General features: G+C 39.0%; 20 protein-coding genes and 1 pseudogene. 10 read left to right on the top strand and 11 right to left on the bottom strand.

Annotation, left to right across the window (positions count from 1 at the left end; translation table 11 throughout):
- Window positions 1-39 precede the first annotated feature (39 nt).
- Both KZC02_RS06360 and KZC02_RS06365 read left to right on the top strand, forming a co-directional pair.
- Complete coding sequence (locus KZC02_RS06360) at window positions 40-1,092, top strand: sugar phosphate isomerase/epimerase (RefSeq protein WP_221393338.1); 1,053 nt, start codon at window positions 40-42, stop codon at window positions 1,090-1,092.
- A 228-nt stretch (window positions 1,093-1,320) separates the two neighbouring features.
- The gene (locus KZC02_RS06365; RefSeq protein ID WP_229254025.1) at window positions 1,321-4,674 is read left to right on the top strand and encodes a ThuA domain-containing protein; all 3,354 of its coding nucleotides are present in this window, start codon (window positions 1,321-1,323) and stop codon (window positions 4,672-4,674) included.
- Window positions 4,675-4,819: 145 nt separating this feature from the next.
- Here KZC02_RS06365 and KZC02_RS06370 read toward each other — a convergent pair whose 3' ends face one another.
- From KZC02_RS06370 to KZC02_RS06390, 5 genes are read right to left on the bottom strand one after another with little or no spacing between them, the layout of a single operon-like run.
- Window positions 4,820-5,647 (bottom strand): TIGR02757 family protein, encoded by an 828-nt coding sequence (locus KZC02_RS06370; RefSeq protein WP_221393340.1) that lies wholly within the window; start codon window positions 5,645-5,647, stop codon window positions 4,820-4,822.
- Complete coding sequence (locus KZC02_RS06375; RefSeq protein WP_229254026.1) at window positions 5,637-5,846, bottom strand: hypothetical protein; 210 nt, start codon at window positions 5,844-5,846, stop codon at window positions 5,637-5,639. Before KZC02_RS06375 ends, KZC02_RS06370 begins: the two co-directional genes overlap by 11 nt.
- 28 nt (window positions 5,847-5,874) lie before the next feature.
- Window positions 5,875-6,852: a LysM peptidoglycan-binding domain-containing protein gene (locus KZC02_RS06380; protein WP_221393341.1), complete on the bottom strand. Its 978-nt coding sequence runs from the start codon at window positions 6,850-6,852 to the stop codon at window positions 5,875-5,877.
- A gap of 3 nt (window positions 6,853-6,855) precedes the next feature.
- Window positions 6,856-7,374, bottom strand: coding sequence for a hypothetical protein (locus KZC02_RS06385; RefSeq protein ID WP_221393342.1), 519 nt, complete (start codon window positions 7,372-7,374; stop codon window positions 6,856-6,858).
- Window positions 7,358-7,600 carry a DUF4905 domain-containing protein gene (locus KZC02_RS06390; RefSeq protein WP_221393343.1) on the bottom strand — a complete coding sequence of 81 codons (243 nt, stop codon included), beginning with the start codon at window positions 7,598-7,600 and terminating at the stop codon, window positions 7,358-7,360. The genes KZC02_RS06385 and KZC02_RS06390 overlap by 17 nt, the downstream gene beginning before the upstream one ends.
- Before the next feature lie 104 nt (window positions 7,601-7,704).
- Here KZC02_RS06390 and kdsB point away from each other — a divergent pair, with 104 nt between their 5' ends.
- On the top strand, window positions 7,705-8,445 hold the full coding sequence (kdsB, locus tag KZC02_RS06395) for a 3-deoxy-manno-octulosonate cytidylyltransferase (RefSeq protein WP_221393344.1): 741 nt from the start codon (window positions 7,705-7,707) through the stop codon (window positions 8,443-8,445).
- 159 nt (window positions 8,446-8,604) lie between these two features.
- Window positions 8,605-10,172, top strand: a pseudogene (locus tag KZC02_RS06400) (PglZ domain-containing protein).
- A gap of 188 nt (window positions 10,173-10,360) precedes the next feature.
- On the opposite strand, the gene KZC02_RS06405 reads toward KZC02_RS06400, so the two are convergent.
- Window positions 10,361-11,041 carry a cell division ATP-binding protein FtsE gene (locus KZC02_RS06405; protein WP_221393345.1) on the bottom strand — a complete coding sequence of 227 codons (681 nt, stop codon included), beginning with the start codon at window positions 11,039-11,041 and terminating at the stop codon, window positions 10,361-10,363.
- 50 nt (window positions 11,042-11,091) lie between these two features.
- Window positions 11,092-11,748 carry a fructose-6-phosphate aldolase gene (fsa, locus tag KZC02_RS06410; protein WP_221393346.1) on the bottom strand — a complete coding sequence of 219 codons (657 nt, stop codon included), beginning with the start codon at window positions 11,746-11,748 and terminating at the stop codon, window positions 11,092-11,094.
- A gap of 269 nt (window positions 11,749-12,017) precedes the next feature.
- On the opposite strand from fsa, the gene KZC02_RS06415 reads away from it, so the two are divergent.
- The 3 genes from KZC02_RS06415 (at window position 12,018) to KZC02_RS33240 (ending at window position 13,157) form a co-directional block, all read left to right on the top strand.
- Window positions 12,018-12,728: a tetratricopeptide repeat protein gene (locus KZC02_RS06415; protein ID WP_221393347.1), complete on the top strand. Its 711-nt coding sequence runs from the start codon at window positions 12,018-12,020 to the stop codon at window positions 12,726-12,728.
- Between the two features lie 98 nt (window positions 12,729-12,826).
- Complete coding sequence (locus KZC02_RS06420) at window positions 12,827-13,060, top strand: transmembrane 220 family protein (protein WP_310590416.1); 234 nt, start codon at window positions 12,827-12,829, stop codon at window positions 13,058-13,060.
- Window positions 13,061-13,067: 7 nt separating this feature from the next.
- Window positions 13,068-13,157: a hypothetical protein gene (locus KZC02_RS33240; RefSeq protein WP_409014247.1), complete on the top strand. Its 90-nt coding sequence runs from the start codon at window positions 13,068-13,070 to the stop codon at window positions 13,155-13,157.
- On the opposite strand, the gene KZC02_RS06425 is transcribed toward KZC02_RS33240, so the two are convergent.
- Window positions 13,158-13,928 carry a biotin--[acetyl-CoA-carboxylase] ligase gene (locus KZC02_RS06425; RefSeq protein WP_221393348.1) on the bottom strand — a complete coding sequence of 257 codons (771 nt, stop codon included), beginning with the start codon at window positions 13,926-13,928 and terminating at the stop codon, window positions 13,158-13,160. It lies immediately after the preceding gene.
- 47 nt (window positions 13,929-13,975) lie between these two features.
- Between KZC02_RS06425 and rsfS the strand changes: the two genes are divergently transcribed.
- From rsfS to KZC02_RS06440, 3 genes are all read left to right on the top strand, one after another.
- Window positions 13,976-14,359 (top strand): ribosome silencing factor, encoded by a 384-nt coding sequence (rsfS, locus tag KZC02_RS06430; RefSeq protein WP_221393349.1) that lies wholly within the window; start codon window positions 13,976-13,978, stop codon window positions 14,357-14,359.
- 73 nt (window positions 14,360-14,432) lie between these two features.
- A complete protein-coding gene (gene ftsH / locus KZC02_RS06435; RefSeq protein ID WP_221393350.1) occupies window positions 14,433-16,508 on the top strand; it encodes an ATP-dependent zinc metalloprotease FtsH in 2,076 nt (691 codons plus the stop codon).
- Window positions 16,509-16,614: 106 nt separating this feature from the next.
- Window positions 16,615-17,562 (top strand): aldose 1-epimerase, encoded by a 948-nt coding sequence (locus tag KZC02_RS06440; RefSeq protein ID WP_221393351.1) that lies wholly within the window; start codon window positions 16,615-16,617, stop codon window positions 17,560-17,562.
- On the opposite strand, the gene KZC02_RS06445 is transcribed toward KZC02_RS06440, so the two are convergent.
- From KZC02_RS06445 to KZC02_RS06450, 3 genes are read right to left on the bottom strand one after another with little or no spacing between them, the layout of a single operon-like run.
- Entirely contained in the window at window positions 17,559-18,695 is a 1,137-nt protein-coding gene (locus KZC02_RS06445; RefSeq protein ID WP_221393352.1) for a nucleotidyltransferase family protein, read from the bottom strand. The two genes, KZC02_RS06440 and KZC02_RS06445, sit on opposite strands and share 4 nt — an antisense overlap.
- Window positions 18,688-18,906 carry a hypothetical protein gene (locus KZC02_RS31525; RefSeq protein ID WP_229254028.1) on the bottom strand — a complete coding sequence of 73 codons (219 nt, stop codon included), beginning with the start codon at window positions 18,904-18,906 and terminating at the stop codon, window positions 18,688-18,690. Before KZC02_RS31525 ends, KZC02_RS06445 begins: the two co-directional genes overlap by 8 nt.
- A complete protein-coding gene (locus KZC02_RS06450; protein WP_229254029.1) occupies window positions 18,903-19,613 on the bottom strand; it encodes a serine kinase in 711 nt (236 codons plus the stop codon). Before KZC02_RS06450 ends, KZC02_RS31525 begins: the two co-directional genes overlap by 4 nt.
- Between the last annotated feature and the right edge of the window lie 16 nt (window positions 19,614-19,629).

The raw sequence follows: 19,629 nt of genomic DNA on the forward strand, positions 1-19,629 counted from the left end.
TTAATCAACATCAGCTAATTACAAACAAAACTCTTAATCATGAAAACAATAAAAGGACCTGGAATTTTTCTTGCTCAGTTTTTGGGTGATGAAGCTCCCTTTAATACATTGGACGGTATAGCACAGTACATGGCTGACCTTGGATATAAAGGTGTACAGTTACCAATCTGGGATCCAAGAGTTATTGATGTTAAACTTGCTGCTGAATCTCAGACATACGCGGATGAATTGAACGGTAAGTTGAAAGATAAAGGTCTGGAAATTACAGAACTAGCTTCACATATTATCGGCCAGCTGGTGGCTTCTCATCCTGTTTATGACGATATGTATGATGGGTTTGCTATTCCAGAGGTGAGAAAAAATCCAAAAGCGCGTGCAGAATGGGCAGTACAACAGCTTAAATACACGGCTCAGGCAAGCCAGAAACTTGGTTTAACGGCCAGTGCAACTTTCTCAGGTGCTTTGGCCTGGCCATTTTTGTACCCATGGCCACAGCGCCCTGCAGGATTGGTTGAAACTGCATTTAAGGAACTGGCAGCCAGATGGAAGCCAATTCTGGACGTGTATGATGAAAACGGTGTCGATGTTTGTTATGAACTGCATCCTGGCGAAGATCTTTTCGATGGTTCTACATTTGAAATGTTTGTGGATTATCTGGATGGCCATTCGCGGGCTAATATCAATTACGACCCGAGCCATTTTGTACTGCAGCAACTAGACTATTTACAGTTTATCGATCTTTATCACGACCGTATCAAAGCATTCCATGTAAAGGATGCAGAATTTAACCCAACCGGAAAACAAGGCGTTTACAGCGGTTTTGCGGGATGGGCCGACCGCGCAGGACGTTTCCGTTCTCTTGGCGATGGACAGGTTGATTTCAAATCAATATTTTCGAAACTTTCCCAATATAATTATGATAGCTGGGCCGTTTTAGAATGGGAATGCTGCATAAAATCACCTACACAAGGCGCAGCAGAAGGAGCTCCGTTTATTGCAAACCACATTATTGAAGTAACTACCAAAGCTTTTGATGATTTTGCAGGGGCTGGTACTGATGAGGCATTTAACAGAAAAGCACTGGGACTTTAATTATTAATTGTCTTATTTACAAGTATATTTAAAACCTATCTATCTTATGACAGATAGGTTTTTTTATGCAAATATTTGTATTCTTTTGAGCGTTTAAGAAATCGGTTTTAATTTTATAATAAAGTCCTAAGCCTGCAAAATTTTACTTCACCAAATCTCTGATTATTACTAATGAATGAATATGCTTGTAAAAATTATCAAAGAATAATTCAGGTATTCAGTTTGACTATGTTTGCTTGTTTCAGTTTTGAAGCTTACTCACAAACCATTATAACGCCTGAAAAACGGGTTCTTGTTTTTTCAAAAACGGCAAGCTTCCGGCATAGTGCAATTCCGGCAGGAAAAACAGCCATTATTAAATTAGGAAAAGAAACTGGTTTTGAAACAGATACAACTGAAAATGCGGCCGTTTTTACGGACAAAAACCTACAAAAATACGGTGCAGTAATATTCCTGAATACTACTGGTGATGTTCTCAATGATAAACAACAGGAAGCTTTTGAACACTATATTCAGGCTGGCGGCGGTTTTGTAGGGATCCATGCTGCAACAGACACAGAATATGACTGGCCATGGTACAACAAACTTGTTGGTGCCTATTTTAACGGCCATCCCGGTAACCCTAATGTACAGCAAGGAGAAGCTTATGTAGTTAACGACAATCATCCTTCTATGACCGGATTTCCTAAAAAATGGAAAATAAAAGATGAATTTTACGATTTCAAAAGCTTTAACCCGAAAGTAACAGTTTTGGTTAAGATTGATGAAAAAACTTACAAAGACGGTAAAATGGGCGAGAATCATCCTATGTCATGGTATCATGATTATGATGGCGGAAAAGCATTTTATACCAATTTTGGGCATGAAGACGCCACCTATATTGATCCTGTATTTGTAAAACATCTCACTGGTGGACTCAATTATGTCATGGCTGCAAAGTTGGATTACAGTAAGGCACGCCCGGAAGAAAACCGGTTCACTAAAAAAGTATTGGCTACCAAACTGGATGAACCAACGGAACTGGTTGTACTGGATGACCAGCGTGTACTTTTTGCAGAACGTAAAGGGAAATTGAAGCTCTATAATCCTAAAACCGGAAAAGTAAAAGTTGTTGCGGAAGTACCGGTATATATTAAGCAGGAATACGGTTTAATGGGTTTAAACATCGATCCTAATTTCAAAACCAATAAATTGGTTTACCTGTATTATTCTCCGCCATCCTCCGAAGCCGATACAGCCCAGCATTTGTCACGGTTTAAGTATGATGATATGAAGGATACTTTGCTGCTTTCGACCGAAGAAAACTTACTGACAGTTCCGGTAAAAAGAACAGATTGCTGCCATACAGGCGGATCAATTGCCTGGGATGAAAAAGGAAATCTATATCTGTCGACAGGTGATGATGTAAATCCTTTTCAGTCTGACGGATATGGCCCGATTGACGAACGTCCCGGACGTGAAGGCTGGGACGGACAACATTCTTCTTCCAATACCAATTCTTTAAGAGGCAAAATCCTGCGTATTAAACCACGATACGGTGACCGTCGTGCGAATATGCCTGGCGGAACAAATTTGTATGACATCCCCGAAGGAAATTTATTTCCTCCCGGAAATCCTAAAGCCCGCCCTGAAATTTATGTAATGGGAACCCGTAATCCATATCGTATCTCGATAGACAAACACACAGGTTATGTATACTGGGGGGATGTAGGCCCGGATGCTTCCAATGACAGCCCGACACGTGGGCCTCGTGGTTATGACGAAGTAAATCAGGCAAGAAAAGCAGGGTATTTTGGTTATCCCCTTTTCATTGCTGACAACAAGCCGTACATAGACTTCAATTTTGCGGATAGCACATCAGCCAAACCATTCGATCCGAAAGCACCCGTCAATAATTCTCCTCACAATACAGGTTTGCAGGAATTACCTCCCGCACAGCCAGCATTCATTTGGTATCCTTACGCCGATTCACCAGAATTTGGGCCGATTGTAGGAAAAGGCGGACGTAATGCAATGGCCGGCCCGGTTTATTATTCAGCAGATTTTCAGGAAAGTAAAGTTAAATTTCCGGATTATTACAATGGAAAATTTTTTGCTTACGACTGGATCAGAGATTATATCAATATTGTAACGATGAACAAAGAAGGTGATCTGATGAACATTGAGCGATTTATGCCTAATGGGAAATTCAGTCATCCGATTGACATGCAGTTTGCGAACGACGGCTCACTTTACACACTGGAATACGGCCCCAACTGGTTTGCCCAAAATGACGAAGCCAGTTTGTCACATATTACATATAATGCAGGAAATCGTGTTCCGGTTTCTGCAGCAAGTGCAGTTAATACAACTGGTGCTGTTCCGTTAAAGGTGAATTTTTCGTCAAAAGGATCACTTGATTATGACGGAGATGCGATTAAATATGAATGGAATTTTGGAAAAGGATTTCCTAAAAGTGTATTGCCAAATCCTTCATTTACCTATGCCAAACCAGGAGAGTATATCGCAGTGTTAAAAGTAACGGACAGTGCCGGAAATACAAACATTTCTGAAGTTACTATTAAAGCAGGTAATGCCGTACCAAAGGTGGATGTGGCTATTAAAGGAAATAAAACATTTTACTGGAATGACAAACCAGTTGATTATGAAGTCACTGTAAGCGACAAGGAAGACGGTAGTATAGCTAATAAAACGATCCCGGATGACGAAGTTACTTTGACAATCAATTATCTGGAAGGTTTTGATAAGACGCAGCTTGCGCAGGGGCACGTAGCTAATACAGGATTCGAGACCGGAAAACGGTTGATCGAGCTGAGCGACTGCAAGGCATGCCATTCGATAACTAAAAAATCAATCGGTCCTGCTTACATAGAAGTTGCCAAACGTTATGAAAAAGAACGTAATTCGGTGAAACTGCTAGCGAGTAAGGTTATTGCAGGTGGTGGCGGTGTATGGGGAGAACAGGCAATGGCTGCGCATCCTCAGCACAAACCGGAAGAGGCCGAGGAAATGGTAAAGTATATTCTTTCTCTTGCACAGGAAAAAGTAGTAGATAAAAAGCCGTTAAAAAGTACCTACCTCACCCAGGGCAAACAGAAAGACGGATCCTACATATTTACAGCCAGTTATACAGATAAAGGTAATGGCAATATGGGACCGCAAACCGGATCTAAAACCGTAGCTTTGCGCCCGGCCAAAATTTATGCAAGCAGCATGGACAGTGGTAAAGATTTCCTGAAATTTAAATCAGGAGAAGGAACTGAAACAGTTGTTGGACTTAAAAACGGGAGTTATATTGCTTTTGATGATATTGATCTTACTGGTATTAGCACCATAAATATTTCAGCAGCAGTAAGAGAAGGTCAAACAGTCGGTGGAACTCTTGAAGCTCGCCTTGACTCTCCAACTGGCATTAAAGTCGGAGAAGTGAAAATTACTTCAACCGGTGATGTAACTATTCCCGTAAAAGCACCGGCTGATAGCCGTTTGCGTAAATTGGTTTTTGTTTTTGCAAATCCAAATGCAGGTGGGAAACCTTTATTTTCTGTTAATACGATCCAGTTTAATACTGCATTGCAATAATATTTTTTTTAAATGATAAAGAAAAACACCGTTTGTTTGAGCCGGCGGTGTTTTTCTTTTTGAACAGCATTGCAATCGAAAAATCATTAAAGCATCGATGGCAAATGGGTATTTGTGTTTATCTGCAAATAAGTGTTAGTATAAATTATTTCCGATACACCTGAATGGCCGGAGTTGCAAAACCCTCAATACCAAGGCCAAAAAGAGCAAAGTCGAATTTTACCGGATCATTTGGGTTAATTAAGCGAAGGGATGCTGTTAGTTCCTTAGCTGTTTGCCAGTCGGTTACAGGCCTTTGAAGTAAGCCAAGCAAACGAGCTACCCTGTCCACATGTACATCACAGGGACAAATCAACTGGGACGGACTAATTTGATTCCAGATACCAAAATCAACGCCGTTGTCATCTTTTCGTACCATCCAGCGCAAAAACATATTTAGTCTTTTACATGATGATTTTCTTAACGGCGTTGCAATATGTTTTCTCGTTCGAAGTGGGAAGTTTTCAGAATCACAGAATAAATCGTGAAAGCCGATCAACCCTTTTTCTATTGTGTCATCTCCCGGATTCAGATGGTCACTAAAAGCATTTTCAAGTGAATCATGCGTTTTATAATAATTCCGGAAGAAATGCAGGAAATAAAGTGTGTCGGTGGAATTAAACGTCCGGTGCTTAAAATAAAGAAATCTTTTCAAATCACTTTCCTGATGATTCAACACGAAATCATGTGGAGCATTATCCATTAACTCGCATAATTCCAGACACTTATTAACGATTGTTTTACGCTGGCCCCAGGCAAGAATGGCAGCCCAGAAACCCATGATCTCAATGTCCTGTTTTTTAGAAAAACGATGTGGAATACAAACAGGATCATTTGAAATAAATTCAGGCCGGTTGTATTGTTCCGTTTTTTGTTCTAATAAGTCTATCACGTAAGCTGAAAAACCGGCAGCTTTTAAAGTATTATTTTGCACTGCTTTTCGCAAACAAATAAGCCAGAACCCTCGATATACCCGAAAAGAACATGACGATTCCGGAGAACACAAATGTAAAAATAGCTATGAAAGGATAGAGAACAGTGAAAAGGACACTCCACATTTTATAGCCTATAGTGTTTTTCAAAGCTGCTCTTTCTTCTTCTCTTTTTGAACGGAATTCGGGGGAATGCTTCATTATTTAGTATTTCAGTGTATCCTGTCGGTTATTCAAGATAACTCACTACAGCTCTAAAACGTTTGCTATTAGGTGAAACTTTTTCAAAAGCCCGTGACGAAAGTTTGATAACAATATCGTCATTAATACTCGTGTCCGGAATTCGGCCAATAATCCTTACAATAATTTTTTCCTGGTTATATTCATTCAAAACCTCAACCAGAGCACCAATTGGTGCATTACGGTGCAAGCCCAGAAATTTACTGGTGCTTTCGTCTGTCTCGATCATTTCAGCTAATCCCGACTCGGATTTTTTCTTTCCTGATACAACTCTTGGAGGAGCTACTTCTTCCACCGGTTTTACTACTTTTTCAGGAACGGCTGCCTTTGCTTTCAAGGAATCTTTCACAACGTTGGTAACATCCACTTTCGGAGCTACATGAGGCGTTACCACTGCCACTGCTTTCTCCTTTTCGCTGGCTTTTTCGGTTACAATTAATTCCTGGCCGTCTTTCAGATTATCATCGGTCAGATTATTCCATTTACGGATATCAGCCATTAATACGCCGTACTTCACAGCAACCCGGTACAGGGTCTGGCCTGGTTCAACTCTGTGAATTCCATTTGGCGCAACAGATACAGCTGATGCAACAGGAGCAGATGTTGTAGACGATGCAGGTGAATTAACACTTACAGGTTTGGTTTCCTTTACTTCACTTTTCTTGGTTTCTTCTTTCTTAGCCTCTTTCTTCGAAGATTTAGCAGTATATGGAACCCTGATCATTTGTCCGGATTGGATCTGATCATTCATACCAGGATTAGCCTCCCGTAGTGCTTGTATGGTGGTGCCGTACTGGCGTACAACAGCAAACATTGTTTGTCCGGTATTAACCCGGTGTAAGACAAAAATTTTACCTCCAACTTTTTCAGATCCAACTGAATCTGCTGCAAACTTCCCATTCGCACGGGCACTTGATAAGCTACTAAATAAACCGGTAATGAATACCAGGCAAAAAATGTATTTCATTTATTATGGAAGTGTTAAACTCGAAAACTCATTATTATTTTTCAGATATACCAGGGTTGACCCTTTAAGTAACATGGTCGATTGGCCAATTCCCTCCCGTCGGTCTGACAATTTCTCATGTAAGATATGTTCCATTTTACCGGAGACAATCAGAAGGTGTTCTGTCATCTTTTCCTGCTCGTAAATATAGTAAGAAAACATCATAAAGGGTCGCTTCTCCAGATAATCAATACATACTGGCTGGTGACCCTTTGTACTTTCAAATATGAAAGAAGCCAATTTTTCAAAATAAATATTTCCTTCCTTGTAACGAACTGCTTCTTTTAAAATTATTTGAGGGTCAGGTTGTTTATTATCTTCACTTGTTCCCGAAATAATACCAGTTTCTGATTCAGATATGGAATATTTAAACAGGTCACCTACCCTGGTAGCAATTTCAATTTGTGAATTGTTTAATGTTTTTACCAGCAAATAATTTGGCATAACCCATTGTAAATCGCCCTGCTCAGCGGAAACCATCAAAAAGGTCTGTTGGTTGTGGTAAGTCTGGATAACGGTTATTGTGCAGGTAAACGTGCCCATAAGAAAACGCAGTCAGGGATGTCCACCAATCGGTGGCTTCCGGTGCTTCTTTCCATTTTAATTCCGGTTTTTTTAAATCAATCACAGCGAAAGATACTTTCTTTGCCGGTGGAACATCCCGCAATTCAACTGCCCACAGATTACTATCAGCATCTGAGTCAGGCAATATGCGCCAGATATTTTCTGAAAACTTGTGTGAAAAAGTTTTTGCAATTTTTTAATCTTTATTTTGAAACAAATTAGAAATTATATCAACCAAACTATAAACCTGTGCAAATATTAGGAATAATACCGGCTCGATATGCATCCACTCGTTTTCCGGCCAAAGCGCTTGTAGATATTGGTGGAAAAAGTATGATCCAACGAGTTTATGAACAAGCGAGTAAAGCCACAAATCTTAGCCAGGTGATTGTGGCAACAGATGATGCGAGAATATTGGATCATGTATTGAGCTTTGGCGGTAAAGCAGTTATGACATCGGAAAATCATCAAAGTGGAACTGACAGATGTTTTGAAGCGCTTACTAAAACAGAAGGCCACTATGACTATGTTATTAATATACAAGGTGATGAGCCATTTATCAGCCCGGAACCAATTGATAGTCTGGCAGATGAATTAAACGGGCAAATTGAATTAGCTACTTTGGTTAAAATTATTGATACAGAAGATATACTTTTTAACGTCAATGTTCCGAAAGCAGTTCTTAATAACCGTCGTGAAATATTATATTTCAGCAGACAAACAATTCCTTACATCAGAAATCAGGAAGCAGATCAGTGGCTGAAAAATCACACTTTTTATAAACATATAGGTATTTACGCGTACCGCTCCGACGTACTTGCGGCACTTACTGAATTACCCGTAAGTTCTCTTGAAAAAGCCGAAGCTCTGGAACAGCTTCGCTGGCTTGAAAATGGTTATTCTATTAAAGCTGTAATCACATCCGACGACTCGCACGGTGTAGATACTCCTGATGATCTGGATAAGGTAACACGTAAATTTTTATCCTGATTTACATCCAAAATATGCTGAATGCAACAATTCTTATATTAAAAAACGTATAATTCTTTATTTAAAATAAGTTAAAAACGTTTATTCTTAATACGACTTTACCTTTTAGCTCGTTACCTTACATTGTTTTTATTATAATTTATCTGAAATACCATTCTTATGCAGTACAATATTCTTTGGGCCGATGATGAAATTGATCTTCTTAAACCACATATAATGTTTCTTACAAACAAAGGCTACAATGTCACTCCGGTGAACAGCGGAGCCGATGCTTTGGATAAAATAGAAAACGAACGTTTTGATATCGTATTTTTAGATGAAATGATGCCTGGTATGACTGGTCTCGAAACGCTGGCCCAAATCAAACAGCAACAGCCTAATTTGCCAGTTGTGATGATTACAAAAAGTGAAGAAGAGCATATCATGGAAGATGCTATCGGATCTAAAATAGATGATTATCTGATCAAACCTCTTAATCCAAACCAGATATTACTTTCTGTAAAAAAATCCTGGATAATAAGCGTTTGGTCACTGAAAAAACTACTTTAAGTTATCAGCAGGAATTCCGGAATCTGTCTATGCAATATCAGGACCGTATTGGTCATGAAGAATGGGCAGACATCTATAAAAAATTAATATATTGGGAATTAGAGCTTGAAAGTTCTGAGGATCAGGGAATGTCAGAAGTATTTACAATGCAGAAAAGCGATGCAAATGCTAATTTCTGCAAATTTATTGAAGAAAAATATGAAGACTGGCTGAATGAGCCACGTGAGGATAAACCGATTATGTCGCATCAGTTGATGAAACAAAAAGTTTTCCCACATCTCAAAGGATCTGATGAGCCATTATTTTTCCTTTTGATAGATAACTTCCGCTATGATCAATGGAAAATGATCCAGCCTATCCTCCAGGAGTATTTTAACATTGAGGAGGAGTCGTCATATTATTCCATTTTACCAACTACAACCGGATATGCCAGAAATGCCATATTTTCAGGATTGATGCCAAGCGAAATGGAAAGAAAATATCCGCAATGGTGGGTGAGCGATGAAAATACGCCGGACGGAGAAGAAGGTTTGAACAACCATGAGCATGATTTTCTTCAAAAACAACTTGAAACCAATCACATGGGTAGTATTAAATCATCTTATCATAAGATATTAAATACAAATCAGGGAAAATCATTGGTTGATAATTTCAATAATTTACTGAATAACCAACTGAATGTGGTGGTTTACAACTTTGTTGATATGCTTTCGCATGCCAGAACTGATGTTCAGATGATTAAAGAACTGGCACCGGATGAAGCGGCATATCGCTCTATTACTAAGTCCTGGTTCCAGCATTCACCTCTTCTTGACTTCATTAAAAAGGTGGCAGAAAAGAAAGGCAGATTAATATTGACCACAGATCACGGAATGATTCGCGTTCAGAAACCCGTAAAGATTATAGGATACCGTGAAACGAATACAAATCTGCGGTATAAACACGGAAAAAACTTAGGATTTGATGATAATCACCTGATGGTTTGCCGTAAACCTGAAAGAATTTTCCTGCCAAAACCGCACGTTTCCACGTCATACGTTTTCACAAAAGAGGACTACTTCTTTGCATACCCGAACAACTACAATCAGTATGTTAATCTGTACCGGGATACTTTCCAGCACGGAGGCGTTTCACTGGAAGAAATGATTATTCCTTTCATTGACCTGAAAGCGAAATAAAATAGTGAAGAATTAAAACCGGGTCGCCGGTGAAATTTAGTATTAACAGTTTACGGAGCTTCATAGCTTTGTAAACTGTTATTTTTTTATAGTTGTGTATGGATTGTATTGAGTTAGATAAGAATAAATTATAGTCTGGAATTTATAATATATTTTCAATTTTAAACTTTTCACTCTAAGCTAAAAAATCAGCCTTCGACAACAGCGCCGTTTTCACACTTCAAAACTCGTGCAGGAAATTTCCTTATAAATTCGTGATTATGAGTAGCCATTAGTATTGCGGTTCCGGCATTATTTATAGTTTTGAAAACCTGCATAACCTGATCCGCAACAATTGGATCCAGGTTCCCTGTTGGCTCGTCAGCAATTAGAATTTTTGGTTCATTCAGCATTGCACGGGCAATTACAACACGCTGCTGTTCACCGCCTGAAAGCTGATGCGGCATTCTTTTTTGAGCAGTTCCGAGCCCTACCTGCATAAGCACTTCTGCAATACGCATGGAAATTTTTGTTTTGTCCTCCCAACCCGTTGCACGTAATACGAAAGAAAGATTATCCTCAACTGAACGGTCTGACAGTAATTGAAAATCCTGGAAAACAATGCCAATTTTACGACGCAAATGAGGAATATCAGCACGTTTAATATTATGAAGCTCATAGCCCGCTACTTTTGCAGAACCGGTATGAAGCCACAAATCCGCGTAAAGTGTTTTTAAAAGCGAGCTTTTACCACTTCCTGTCCGTCCGATCATAAAAACGAACTCGCCATCTTTAATCTCAAAATGAACATCATTCAGAACAGGCCGGTCTCCCTGATAAATATCTGCCCTGTCTAATACAATAATCGGCTCTGATGCCTCTTCAGTCATAATAAAAATGAATAACCCCAACACTTTTGCAAATGCCGGGGAGTTATTATTTAAGAATTTCCTTTTGCGTAGTCAGCAAGGAATTTTTCCAAACCTGAATCTGTAAGAGGATGTTTTAATAATGCTTCAATTACACTTAACGGGCCTGTCATAACGTCAGCTCCAATTTCAGCACACTGAAGAATATGCATCGGGTGACGTACTGAGGCTGCTAAAACCTGAGTTTCGAAACCGTAGTTACGATAAATAGTCATGATCTGTTCAATTAAGGCAACACCATCAGTTGAAATGTCATCCAAACGGCCAATGAACGGGGAAACATAAGTTGCTCCGGCTTTTGCAGCCAATAAAGCCTGTCCTGCTGAAAAGATTAGCGTACAGTTGGTACGAACTCCTTTTGATGAAAAATATTTCAAAGCTTTCACGCCTTCTTTGATCATCGGGATTTTTACCACAATTTTATCATCGATTTCGATCAGCTCTTCGCCTTCACGAATCATTCCAGCCAAATCAATTGAAACTACCTCCGCACTCACATCACCATCCACTAAATCGCAAATTGCTTTATAATGACGCATGATATTATCCTTACCGGTAATTCCTTCTTTTGCCATTAATGAAGGGTTAGTAGTAACTCCGTCTAAAACGCCCAAGGCCTGAGCTTCCTGAATGTCTTTCAGGTTTGCGGTATCAATGAAAAATTTCATATTAGCGATTGTATGGTTTAATATTCCACAAAAGTAGAAAACCCTGACCAAACCAAAAAGAAAGATGTGAATTGAAATAGAAAGGCACAAAAAAAGGCAAACCGAGAATCTCACCGCATCGACCACCTACCCTTGCTTCCGTCAGGACCTGGGGGATTCGGAAGGAGCTGGTAGTTCCGATTTGCCGATGCAAAGATAAAGACATTTTATTGACAAAAAGAAAACATTCGTTTCGTCTTTCGCACTACTTTTGTGCGAACCATCTAGAAATGAATCATTATGCCCCGTCAATTTTTTTTATTTTTTTATTATTACTGTCTGCCTGTTCACAATCTTCCGATGCTTTCCTAAAAAAAGGCAAGGATTTGATGCATGAAGGAAAAACCAAAGAAGCCATTGAATATATTAATAAAGCCATTGAAAAAAATACATCTAATGCCGAAGCTTTTAATTTACGCGGAGTTGCCTATTATGAATTAAAGGAATATCCCAATGCCCTATTGGACTTTAACCAGTCAATTAAATTAGAACCAAATTCTTACCGCCCTTATTTCAACAGAGCTTTGCTGTATACAAGTGAAAATCATTTGGATTCAGCTTTGTCGGACTACGACCAGGCTGCAAAACTGGCACCCGACACCTCAGATGTTTTTCTTAACCGCGGGCAATTGCATGTATTGATGGAGAAAATTCCTGCCGCGGTAACTGACTTTGAAAAAGCAACCAAGCTTAATGAAAACAGCAAACAGGCCTGGTACAACCTGGGGAATACTTATTATCGTCAGAAAGATTACAAAAAGGCAACTTTGGCTTTCCGTCAAACCATTAAACTGGATTCACAATATGGCAAGGCTTTTTATGGATTGGGACTTGCACAATGGTACGACGGTGAAAAAGATCTGGGCTGTGGTAACTTCAAACAAGCCGCAAGCCTGGGTTACAGCGATGCCGGTACTGCTTTAAGCCAGTTTTGCCAATAATTTATCGAAAAACTTTTTAGAAGACAGTTATTTATGATTAAAAACTGCCTTCTAATCACAGGCAATCTTTGCAATGATCCATTATTATCCCATGTCATATGAAATTATTTAAAATTGTTTTCGGAGTTATATTTATCATTTTCTCCTATTTGCAGTTCAACGATCCTGATTCAAGTATCTGGATATTTACTTACAGTTTTGCTGCATTAGCCTGTTACATGAGTTTCAAGGAACTGTGGCCCTCGTGGGTATTTTATGCCATGGCCGCAGTATATGTAATTGGAGCTATCTACCAGTGGCCTCCGTCATTTGAAGGGATATTTTTTTGGTGAAACCCAAATGCGGAGTATTAATATTGAACTTGCAAGGGAATCATTGGGATTGGGCATTTGTGCATTGGTAATGGGAATTATTGGAAAATGGGGATAATTATTTATCCCACAAAAACTCTATTTCTTTCAAACCAAATTCCTGAATTTCATTCTTACCCTCAAATTTTATACACAACCTGCCGCTTTTGGTAATGTCAGTTACAGTGCCTTTAACAATTTCGTTTTTTAATAAAAACGAAATTGTTTGCTGGTAGCCATGCAGATGTCTCAGGTAAGATAAACGGATATGGTCCTGTTGAAGCTTGGATTTCAGTCTTAGATATCCGGCATCCAACGAATGTACCAGTTTAGAAAACTCAACTTCCAGTGAAGCCATAGAGCCCGTTATTAAAGCCAGTGAAGTGGATCGGGGGTTTGAAAAATTCACCTGGTTAATATTGATTCCTATACCAACAATCGAATAAGAAATGGATGCTCCCTGAATCGAATTCTCAATGAGCGTACCACTTATTTTTTTATCTGAAATGTAAATATCATTAGGCCATTTTATCTTAACTTCGTTGGTGTAAAAAGAGAAGTAATCATATATTGCCAGAGCTGCCATTTGACTAATTAGAAATTGTTCGGCAACCGGAATGAATTTCGGCCTGAGAATGATGGAAAAAGTCAGGTTTAAGGAAGGCTCAGTATACCATTTTGATCCTCTTTGTCCCCTGCCTCCAACCTGGTTATCTGTTATGACAATGGTGCCTTCCTCCACCGGACCTTTATGTACTAATTCAGCCGCTATGTCGTTTGTAGAATGACAAGATGGCAGATAAATCACCTTTTTACCAATATTTAAGGAATCGTATATAGAGTTGTACAATTTTTTTGCTTTACTTTAGGGTTTATAGAAATGGGAATCAATTACGCATGAAACAACGCAAAAATAAGGAACTATCATCAAAAGATCTCTCCGAGCTTGTAGCTAAAGGAATGACAGAAAAGAAAGGGCTTGATATAGCAATTCTGGATCTCAGAAAAGTAAAAAATTCAATAACCGATTTTTTTGTAATTTGTTCGGGAAACTCCGACACACAGATAGACGCTTTGGCCAATTCGGTTGAAGACGAAGTATATAAATCATCAAATATCGACCCCTGGCAAAAAGAAGGAAAAGCGAACGGTGAATGGATACTTATTGACTATGTGGATGTTGTAGCTCACATTTTCAACAAAGACCGGAGAAAGCATTATGACCTGGAAGAGCTCTGGGGAGATGCAGAAGTAACTTACCTCGAAGATAGCGTGGTATAAATCATCGAAGGCGGTGAACATTCACCGCCTTCGTAATGTTGTTTATTATATTTCTTTTAATTAAAAACACAGAATGTCTGAAAACGATAATAAGCGAGGGCCATTAAGTCCTAAAAGTCCCCAAAAGGGTTATCAGGGCTGGATTATTGCCGCTCTGATAGCTACTATACTGGGGATAACATACCTTAACCGGACATCAACGGTTCGGGAAACGACTCAAAAACGTTTCGAGAAAATGATGGCCGACAAAGAGGTAGCAAGAGTAACCATTGTAAATGATAAATCTGTTGAGATTACTCTGAAACCAGAAGTTCTTAAGGAAGATAAATACAAGGTTATAACGAAAGAGAACAATTATTTTGGAGGTGAATCGGCTTCTCATTACCAATTTCAGGTAACATCAGCAGAAACTTTTAAAAAGGATTTTGATAAAATGCAGGAAGGTATTCCTGACGGTGATAAGGCTGAACTTGTTGTAGACACAAGAAACGACTGGACAAGTTTTCTGGGAACCTGGGGCTTTTTCATTGTCATGATCCTTGTCATGTATTTTATTCTTGGCAGAATGTCAGGTGGTGTTGGACCAGGTGGCCAGATCTTTAATATCGGCCGTTCACGTGCGACACTTTTTGACGCTGAAAATAAGGTTAAAATTACTTTTAACGATGTTGCCGGCCTTGACGAAGCGAAAGAAGAGATCAAAGAAATTGTTGAATATCTGCAAAGCCCTGACAAATTCAAGAAACTCGGCGCTAAAATTCCGAAGGGTGCACTACTTGTAGGCCCTCCGGGAACTGGTAAAACACTTTTAGCCAAAGCAGTAGCTGGCGAAGCAGGTGTTCCTTTCTTCTCATTGTCTGGTTCTGACTTTGTTGAAATGTTTGTTGGTGTTGGAGCTGCACGGGTTCGTGATTTGTTTAAACAAGCTAAAGAAAAGGCTCCTTGTATCATCTTTATCGATGAAATTGATGCCGTTGGCCGTTCCCGCGGACGTGGTGGTAATATGCCAGGTTCTAATGACGAGCGTGAAAATACACTGAATTCACTTTTGGTTGAAATGGATGGTTTTGCTACCGATTCCGGTATCATCATTGTTGCAGCAACTAACAGACCAGATGTATTAGATCCGGCGTTACTTCGCCCGGGTCGTTTTGACCGCCAGATTTCAGTTGATAAACCGGATGTAATTGGTCGCGAAGCAATCTTCAAAGTTCATTTAAAACCTTTGAAATTATCTACTGATGTAAATATTCAGAAGTTATCTTCTCAGACTCCCGGATTTGCAGGGGCAGAAATTGCTAATGTTTGCAACGAAGCCGCTTTGATTGCAGCCCGTCGCAACAGGGACGAAGTAACTATGCAGGATTTCCAGGATGCAATGGACCGCGTTATTGGTGGATTGGAAAAGAAAAACAAACTGATATCTCCTGAGGAAAAGGAAATTGTTGCGTATCACGAAGCTGGTCATGCAGTAGCAGGCTGGTTCCTTGAACATGCTGATCCATTAGTGAAGGTATCAATTGTTCCCCGCGGTGTTGCAGCATTAGGTTATGCACAATATTTGCCAAGAGAACAGTATTTGTATCGTACAGAGCAGTTATTTGACGAAATGTGTATGACATTGGGTGGACGTGCCGCCGAAGATGTCGTTTTCGGAAAAATTTCTACCGGTGCATTGAGCGATCTTGAAAGAGTAACCAAACTGGCATACAGCATGGTTACAATGTATGGTATGAACGACCGGATTGGAAATGTTTCTTATTACGATTCAAAACAAAGTGATTATTCATTCACTAAACCATACTCGGAAGCTACATCACAGGCTATCGACGAAGAAGTCAGAAAACTGATCGATCAGGCCTATCAGTTTGTAAAAGCGATGTTGTTTGAAAAACGTGATAAGCTTGAAGTTCTTGCCAAAGAATTACTTGAAAAAGAAATTCTATTCCAGGCAGATCTTGAAAAATTAATTGGAAAACGTCCTTTCGAGAAAGAAACCAGTTATCAGGCTTACATCAACCGTCGTTCTAATGAAGAGGCTGCGATCCATGAAGAAGTAGTAAAACAAACATTGGAACAGGATAAGGCTTTGGCAAAAGCGAAGGAAGAAGAAATGGTTGCCGAAGATAAAGATGCTTCAAACGATTAAGAAATAGAATATTTATTCTTTAAATAATAGCCGGTCAGTGCATTCTGTCCGGCTATTATTGTTTAATTTACCATTGGAAATTAATTTATCTAAACCCATTAAATTCATGCCTTTCGAAATATTTAAACAGGAATTTGGAGAACTTACTGAGTATATTATTCAGGAAAGTACATCAGGAAACCGCTTTGTTGTAATTCCTGAACTTGGAGGAATTGTACGCCAGCTTTCCCTCCGTAAAGGATTAACCTTGTATTCGGTACTTAAAACTCCGCCGACTCCAAATGCATTGACAGAAGATACACAAAGTGCAAGTGAATTACTTTTTCCGTTTGCAAGCCGTATTCCGGAAGGGAAATATACATTTTTAGGAAAGGAATATCAGCTTGGTAAAAACGAGGCTGGTAAAACTAACGCAATACATGGTTTGGTAAGAAAGCAGAAGTTTAATTTTGAAAAACAATCCATTAATCAGGATAGTGCAAGTATAGAATTTTCTTTCCCGTTAAAAGATCTTGAAGGATACCCATTCGACGTAAACTTTTCGGTACTGTATACCTTATTCAGCGATGGCAGATTTACATTAAAATATGAGGCGACGAACACAGGAACAGAACCATGTCCTGCTATGTTCGGCTGGCACCCTTATTTTTTACTTGGAAATGAAATGACTGATGCCTGGAAAATAAATATTCCTTCCGACCATATTGTAGATTTCAACAATAACATGATTCCAATCGGAACAAAACCCTTCAACTATGAACAGCCTATGCTGTTGTACAGGAAGGTTTTGGACAATTGTTTTATAGTAAAATCCGAAACGAAGTCTGCTGTTACGGAATTGATTTCAGACAACCAGCATATAACACTAAGAATTGAACAGGAAACCGGGGAAGGGAAATTTAATTATCTGGTGATTTATACTCCGCCAGCCAAAGATTGTGTCGCAATTGAACCCCTAACAGGAAATGTAGATGCATTTAATAATGGAGAAGGTTTAAATATACTGGCACCAGGAAACAGTATTTCCGGGATTATTACAGTTTCACTTTTTTAAAAAGATTTCTTTCTGTACCAAACAAATTTTTGCCATAAAAGCTGCCATTCTGTTAAATAAGCAAGATGTCCAAAAATGATATTTATCTTATCTTTCCAGCGGTCGCGATACCTTATATTGTATTTAAATATTCTCCAGGATTTGGTTTTAAGCACCGGACGCCCATTTTCCCAGTGATCAATAATATTTTTCATTAATTGTGCATCCGGATAATTTTCGTGGCCCGAATCCGGAGAATATTTTAAATAATCTTCCCCCGTAATTTCACGGATTAAACCAAGTGATTCCATGATCAGGCGATGAAATCCCTTTGATTTGCTTGTTTCTGAAATATAATTCCAATCAAGGCGGTGCGCTTCTAACCTTAGCAACCTTAAAAAATCAGCAACATATTTAAGTTTATCCCATTGCTCCACTCCTGCATGATGAACAATCATCATTAAAAGCTGGGTTTCCATGCAAGGCACCTTTATACTTGTGTTTACTACACGAAAATCCATCATTCTTGTAGTTAGTTCGTCCCATGTAAAAGAGTAACAATATCTGGGATAACTGGAATTCCACTGAATTTCAAGAGATTGCAATGTATTCTCGTCGATGGGCTGCAAAGGTAATTGATAATCCGTCTTCAGGTATAATTCTGCAATTCTCCTTTTTTCGAGTAGAAAAGTACGATAGGCGTCCGGTTCAAAACCATTGCGTGACAAAATTTTCAGGCTGTCTTTAATATCATGTTTATTAATAAAATAATCTATATCACCAAATTCCCTTGCACCAGGTTTGTCATATAACATCCAGGCCCATAATGCGCCTTTCATCAGGAAAGCCTGGACCCCGCTTGTTATTAGTTGTTCATAAAAGTCAATTGAGGTGCGCAGAAAACTCATATTGGTAACTGCCTGTGTGATTGTAGAATCTCTTAGAAGCTGATTATATTTTTCAGGAACCTGCATATTCCTGTTTTTACCCAGATAGTCAAATAACAATGGCCTTACCTGATGCCATTTTGCCAGTTTCATTAAAGAATCCCAATTTAGTTCATTTCTGCTTACAGAAATAGGCAGATCGTTTTCATCTTTTAAAGCAGCATTGATTAAAATTGACAATTCAGTGGAAACCTGGATTTTATGCATTTTCATCTGTGGTTATTACAGCAGATACATTCATTTTTACCCATTCTTCCAATAAAGCAAATCCATTTGGTCTTCTTTTACGCCACATGTTTGCACTTTTTGCACATTGAAAACTTTGTGAAAAATGATTTTTCAAAGCAAGTCCTTTTAAAAGCTGAACTGGCAATGGAAAATTTTTAAGTGTTTCGGTAGGGATTTCAGGTGCGGTCAATGCCTGAACAGCCGGGCGATTTCGTGCTTTGTGTAAAAAAAGATTTCCTTTAGTCTGATAGGTTCGTGCGTAAAACCTATCTTAGGCTGATATGAAAACTTATTAACCCCCTCACTAACAGGTTGTAACTCTGACTTATCATATTGAAGTCCATTCACTGTTTTCTCCCAAATTTTCAATTGAGGATAAGCAGGAATAACCATGGGCTCTCCATTATTATTGAAACCAATCGCAGTTAAATCATCACTCAATAACTTACATCCCATCTTCACAAAAGCAGCTGCCGTTGTTGATTTCCCGGCACCCGGACTCCCCATAAAACACCAGGCTTCATTTCCAACCTGGACAGAACTGGCATGTAAAAGGAAATATCCCCTTTGAAATAGTATCAGTCCCAAAGCTTCGCTGACTGTAAAAAGGCTTAATAAATTAGGGTCGGTAGTAAGCGGTGATAATATTAGTAAGTTACCATTTGTTGCACTATAATTTCCAACACCATCCCAATTCAAATAAAGTATTCCTGCATTATCCTGACCAAAACCAGCTCTGATTCCTCTGCGGTATATTAATGTTTTTTTTAATTGGGGAAGTACAACCGGGCCAATTTTAATTTGAAGATCATACAAAGCCTGAGGCTCAATACTACTTAATTCTGGCAATTCAATTTCGGAATTAATATGTAGGCCAAAAGCCTTGTAATAATGCATAGAGTGCTGATAAATG

This window comes from Dyadobacter sp. NIV53 (assembly GCF_019711195.1).
Classification (GTDB): Bacteria; Bacteroidota; Bacteroidia; order Cytophagales; family Spirosomataceae; genus Dyadobacter.

Excerpts from the sequence above, each read along its gene's own strand:
- rsfS (WP_221393349.1), top strand. The coding sequence starts at position 13,976 with ATGAAACAACGCAAAAATAAGGAACTATCATCAAAAGATCTCTCCGAG.
- ftsH (WP_221393350.1), top strand. The coding sequence starts at position 14,433 with ATGTCTGAAAACGATAATAAGCGAGGGCCATTAAGTCCTAAAAGTCCC.
- KZC02_RS06405 (WP_221393345.1), bottom strand. The coding sequence starts at position 11,041 with ATGACTGAAGAGGCATCAGAGCCGATTATTGTATTAGACAGGGCAGAT.
- KZC02_RS06440 (WP_221393351.1), top strand. The coding sequence starts at position 16,615 with ATGCCTTTCGAAATATTTAAACAGGAATTTGGAGAACTTACTGAGTAT.
- KZC02_RS06445 (WP_221393352.1), bottom strand. The coding sequence starts at position 18,695 with ATGCATAAAATCCAGGTTTCCACTGAATTGTCAATTTTAATCAATGCT.
- KZC02_RS33240 (WP_409014247.1), top strand. The coding sequence starts at position 13,068 with ATGCGGAGTATTAATATTGAACTTGCAAGGGAATCATTGGGATTGGGC.
- KZC02_RS06420 (WP_310590416.1), top strand. The coding sequence starts at position 12,827 with ATGAAATTATTTAAAATTGTTTTCGGAGTTATATTTATCATTTTCTCC.
- fsa (WP_221393346.1), bottom strand. The coding sequence starts at position 11,748 with ATGAAATTTTTCATTGATACCGCAAACCTGAAAGACATTCAGGAAGCT.
- KZC02_RS06380 (WP_221393341.1), bottom strand. The coding sequence starts at position 6,852 with ATGAAATACATTTTTTGCCTGGTATTCATTACCGGTTTATTTAGTAGC.
- KZC02_RS06450 (WP_229254029.1), bottom strand. The coding sequence starts at position 19,613 with ATGCATTATTACAAGGCTTTTGGCCTACATATTAATTCCGAAATTGAA.
- KZC02_RS06365 (WP_229254025.1), top strand. The coding sequence starts at position 1,321 with ATGTTTGCTTGTTTCAGTTTTGAAGCTTACTCACAAACCATTATAACG.
- KZC02_RS06375 (WP_229254026.1), bottom strand. The coding sequence starts at position 5,846 with ATGAAGCATTCCCCCGAATTCCGTTCAAAAAGAGAAGAAGAAAGAGCA.
- KZC02_RS06415 (WP_221393347.1), top strand. The coding sequence starts at position 12,018 with ATGAATCATTATGCCCCGTCAATTTTTTTTATTTTTTTATTATTACTG.
- KZC02_RS06360 (WP_221393338.1), top strand. The coding sequence starts at position 40 with ATGAAAACAATAAAAGGACCTGGAATTTTTCTTGCTCAGTTTTTGGGT.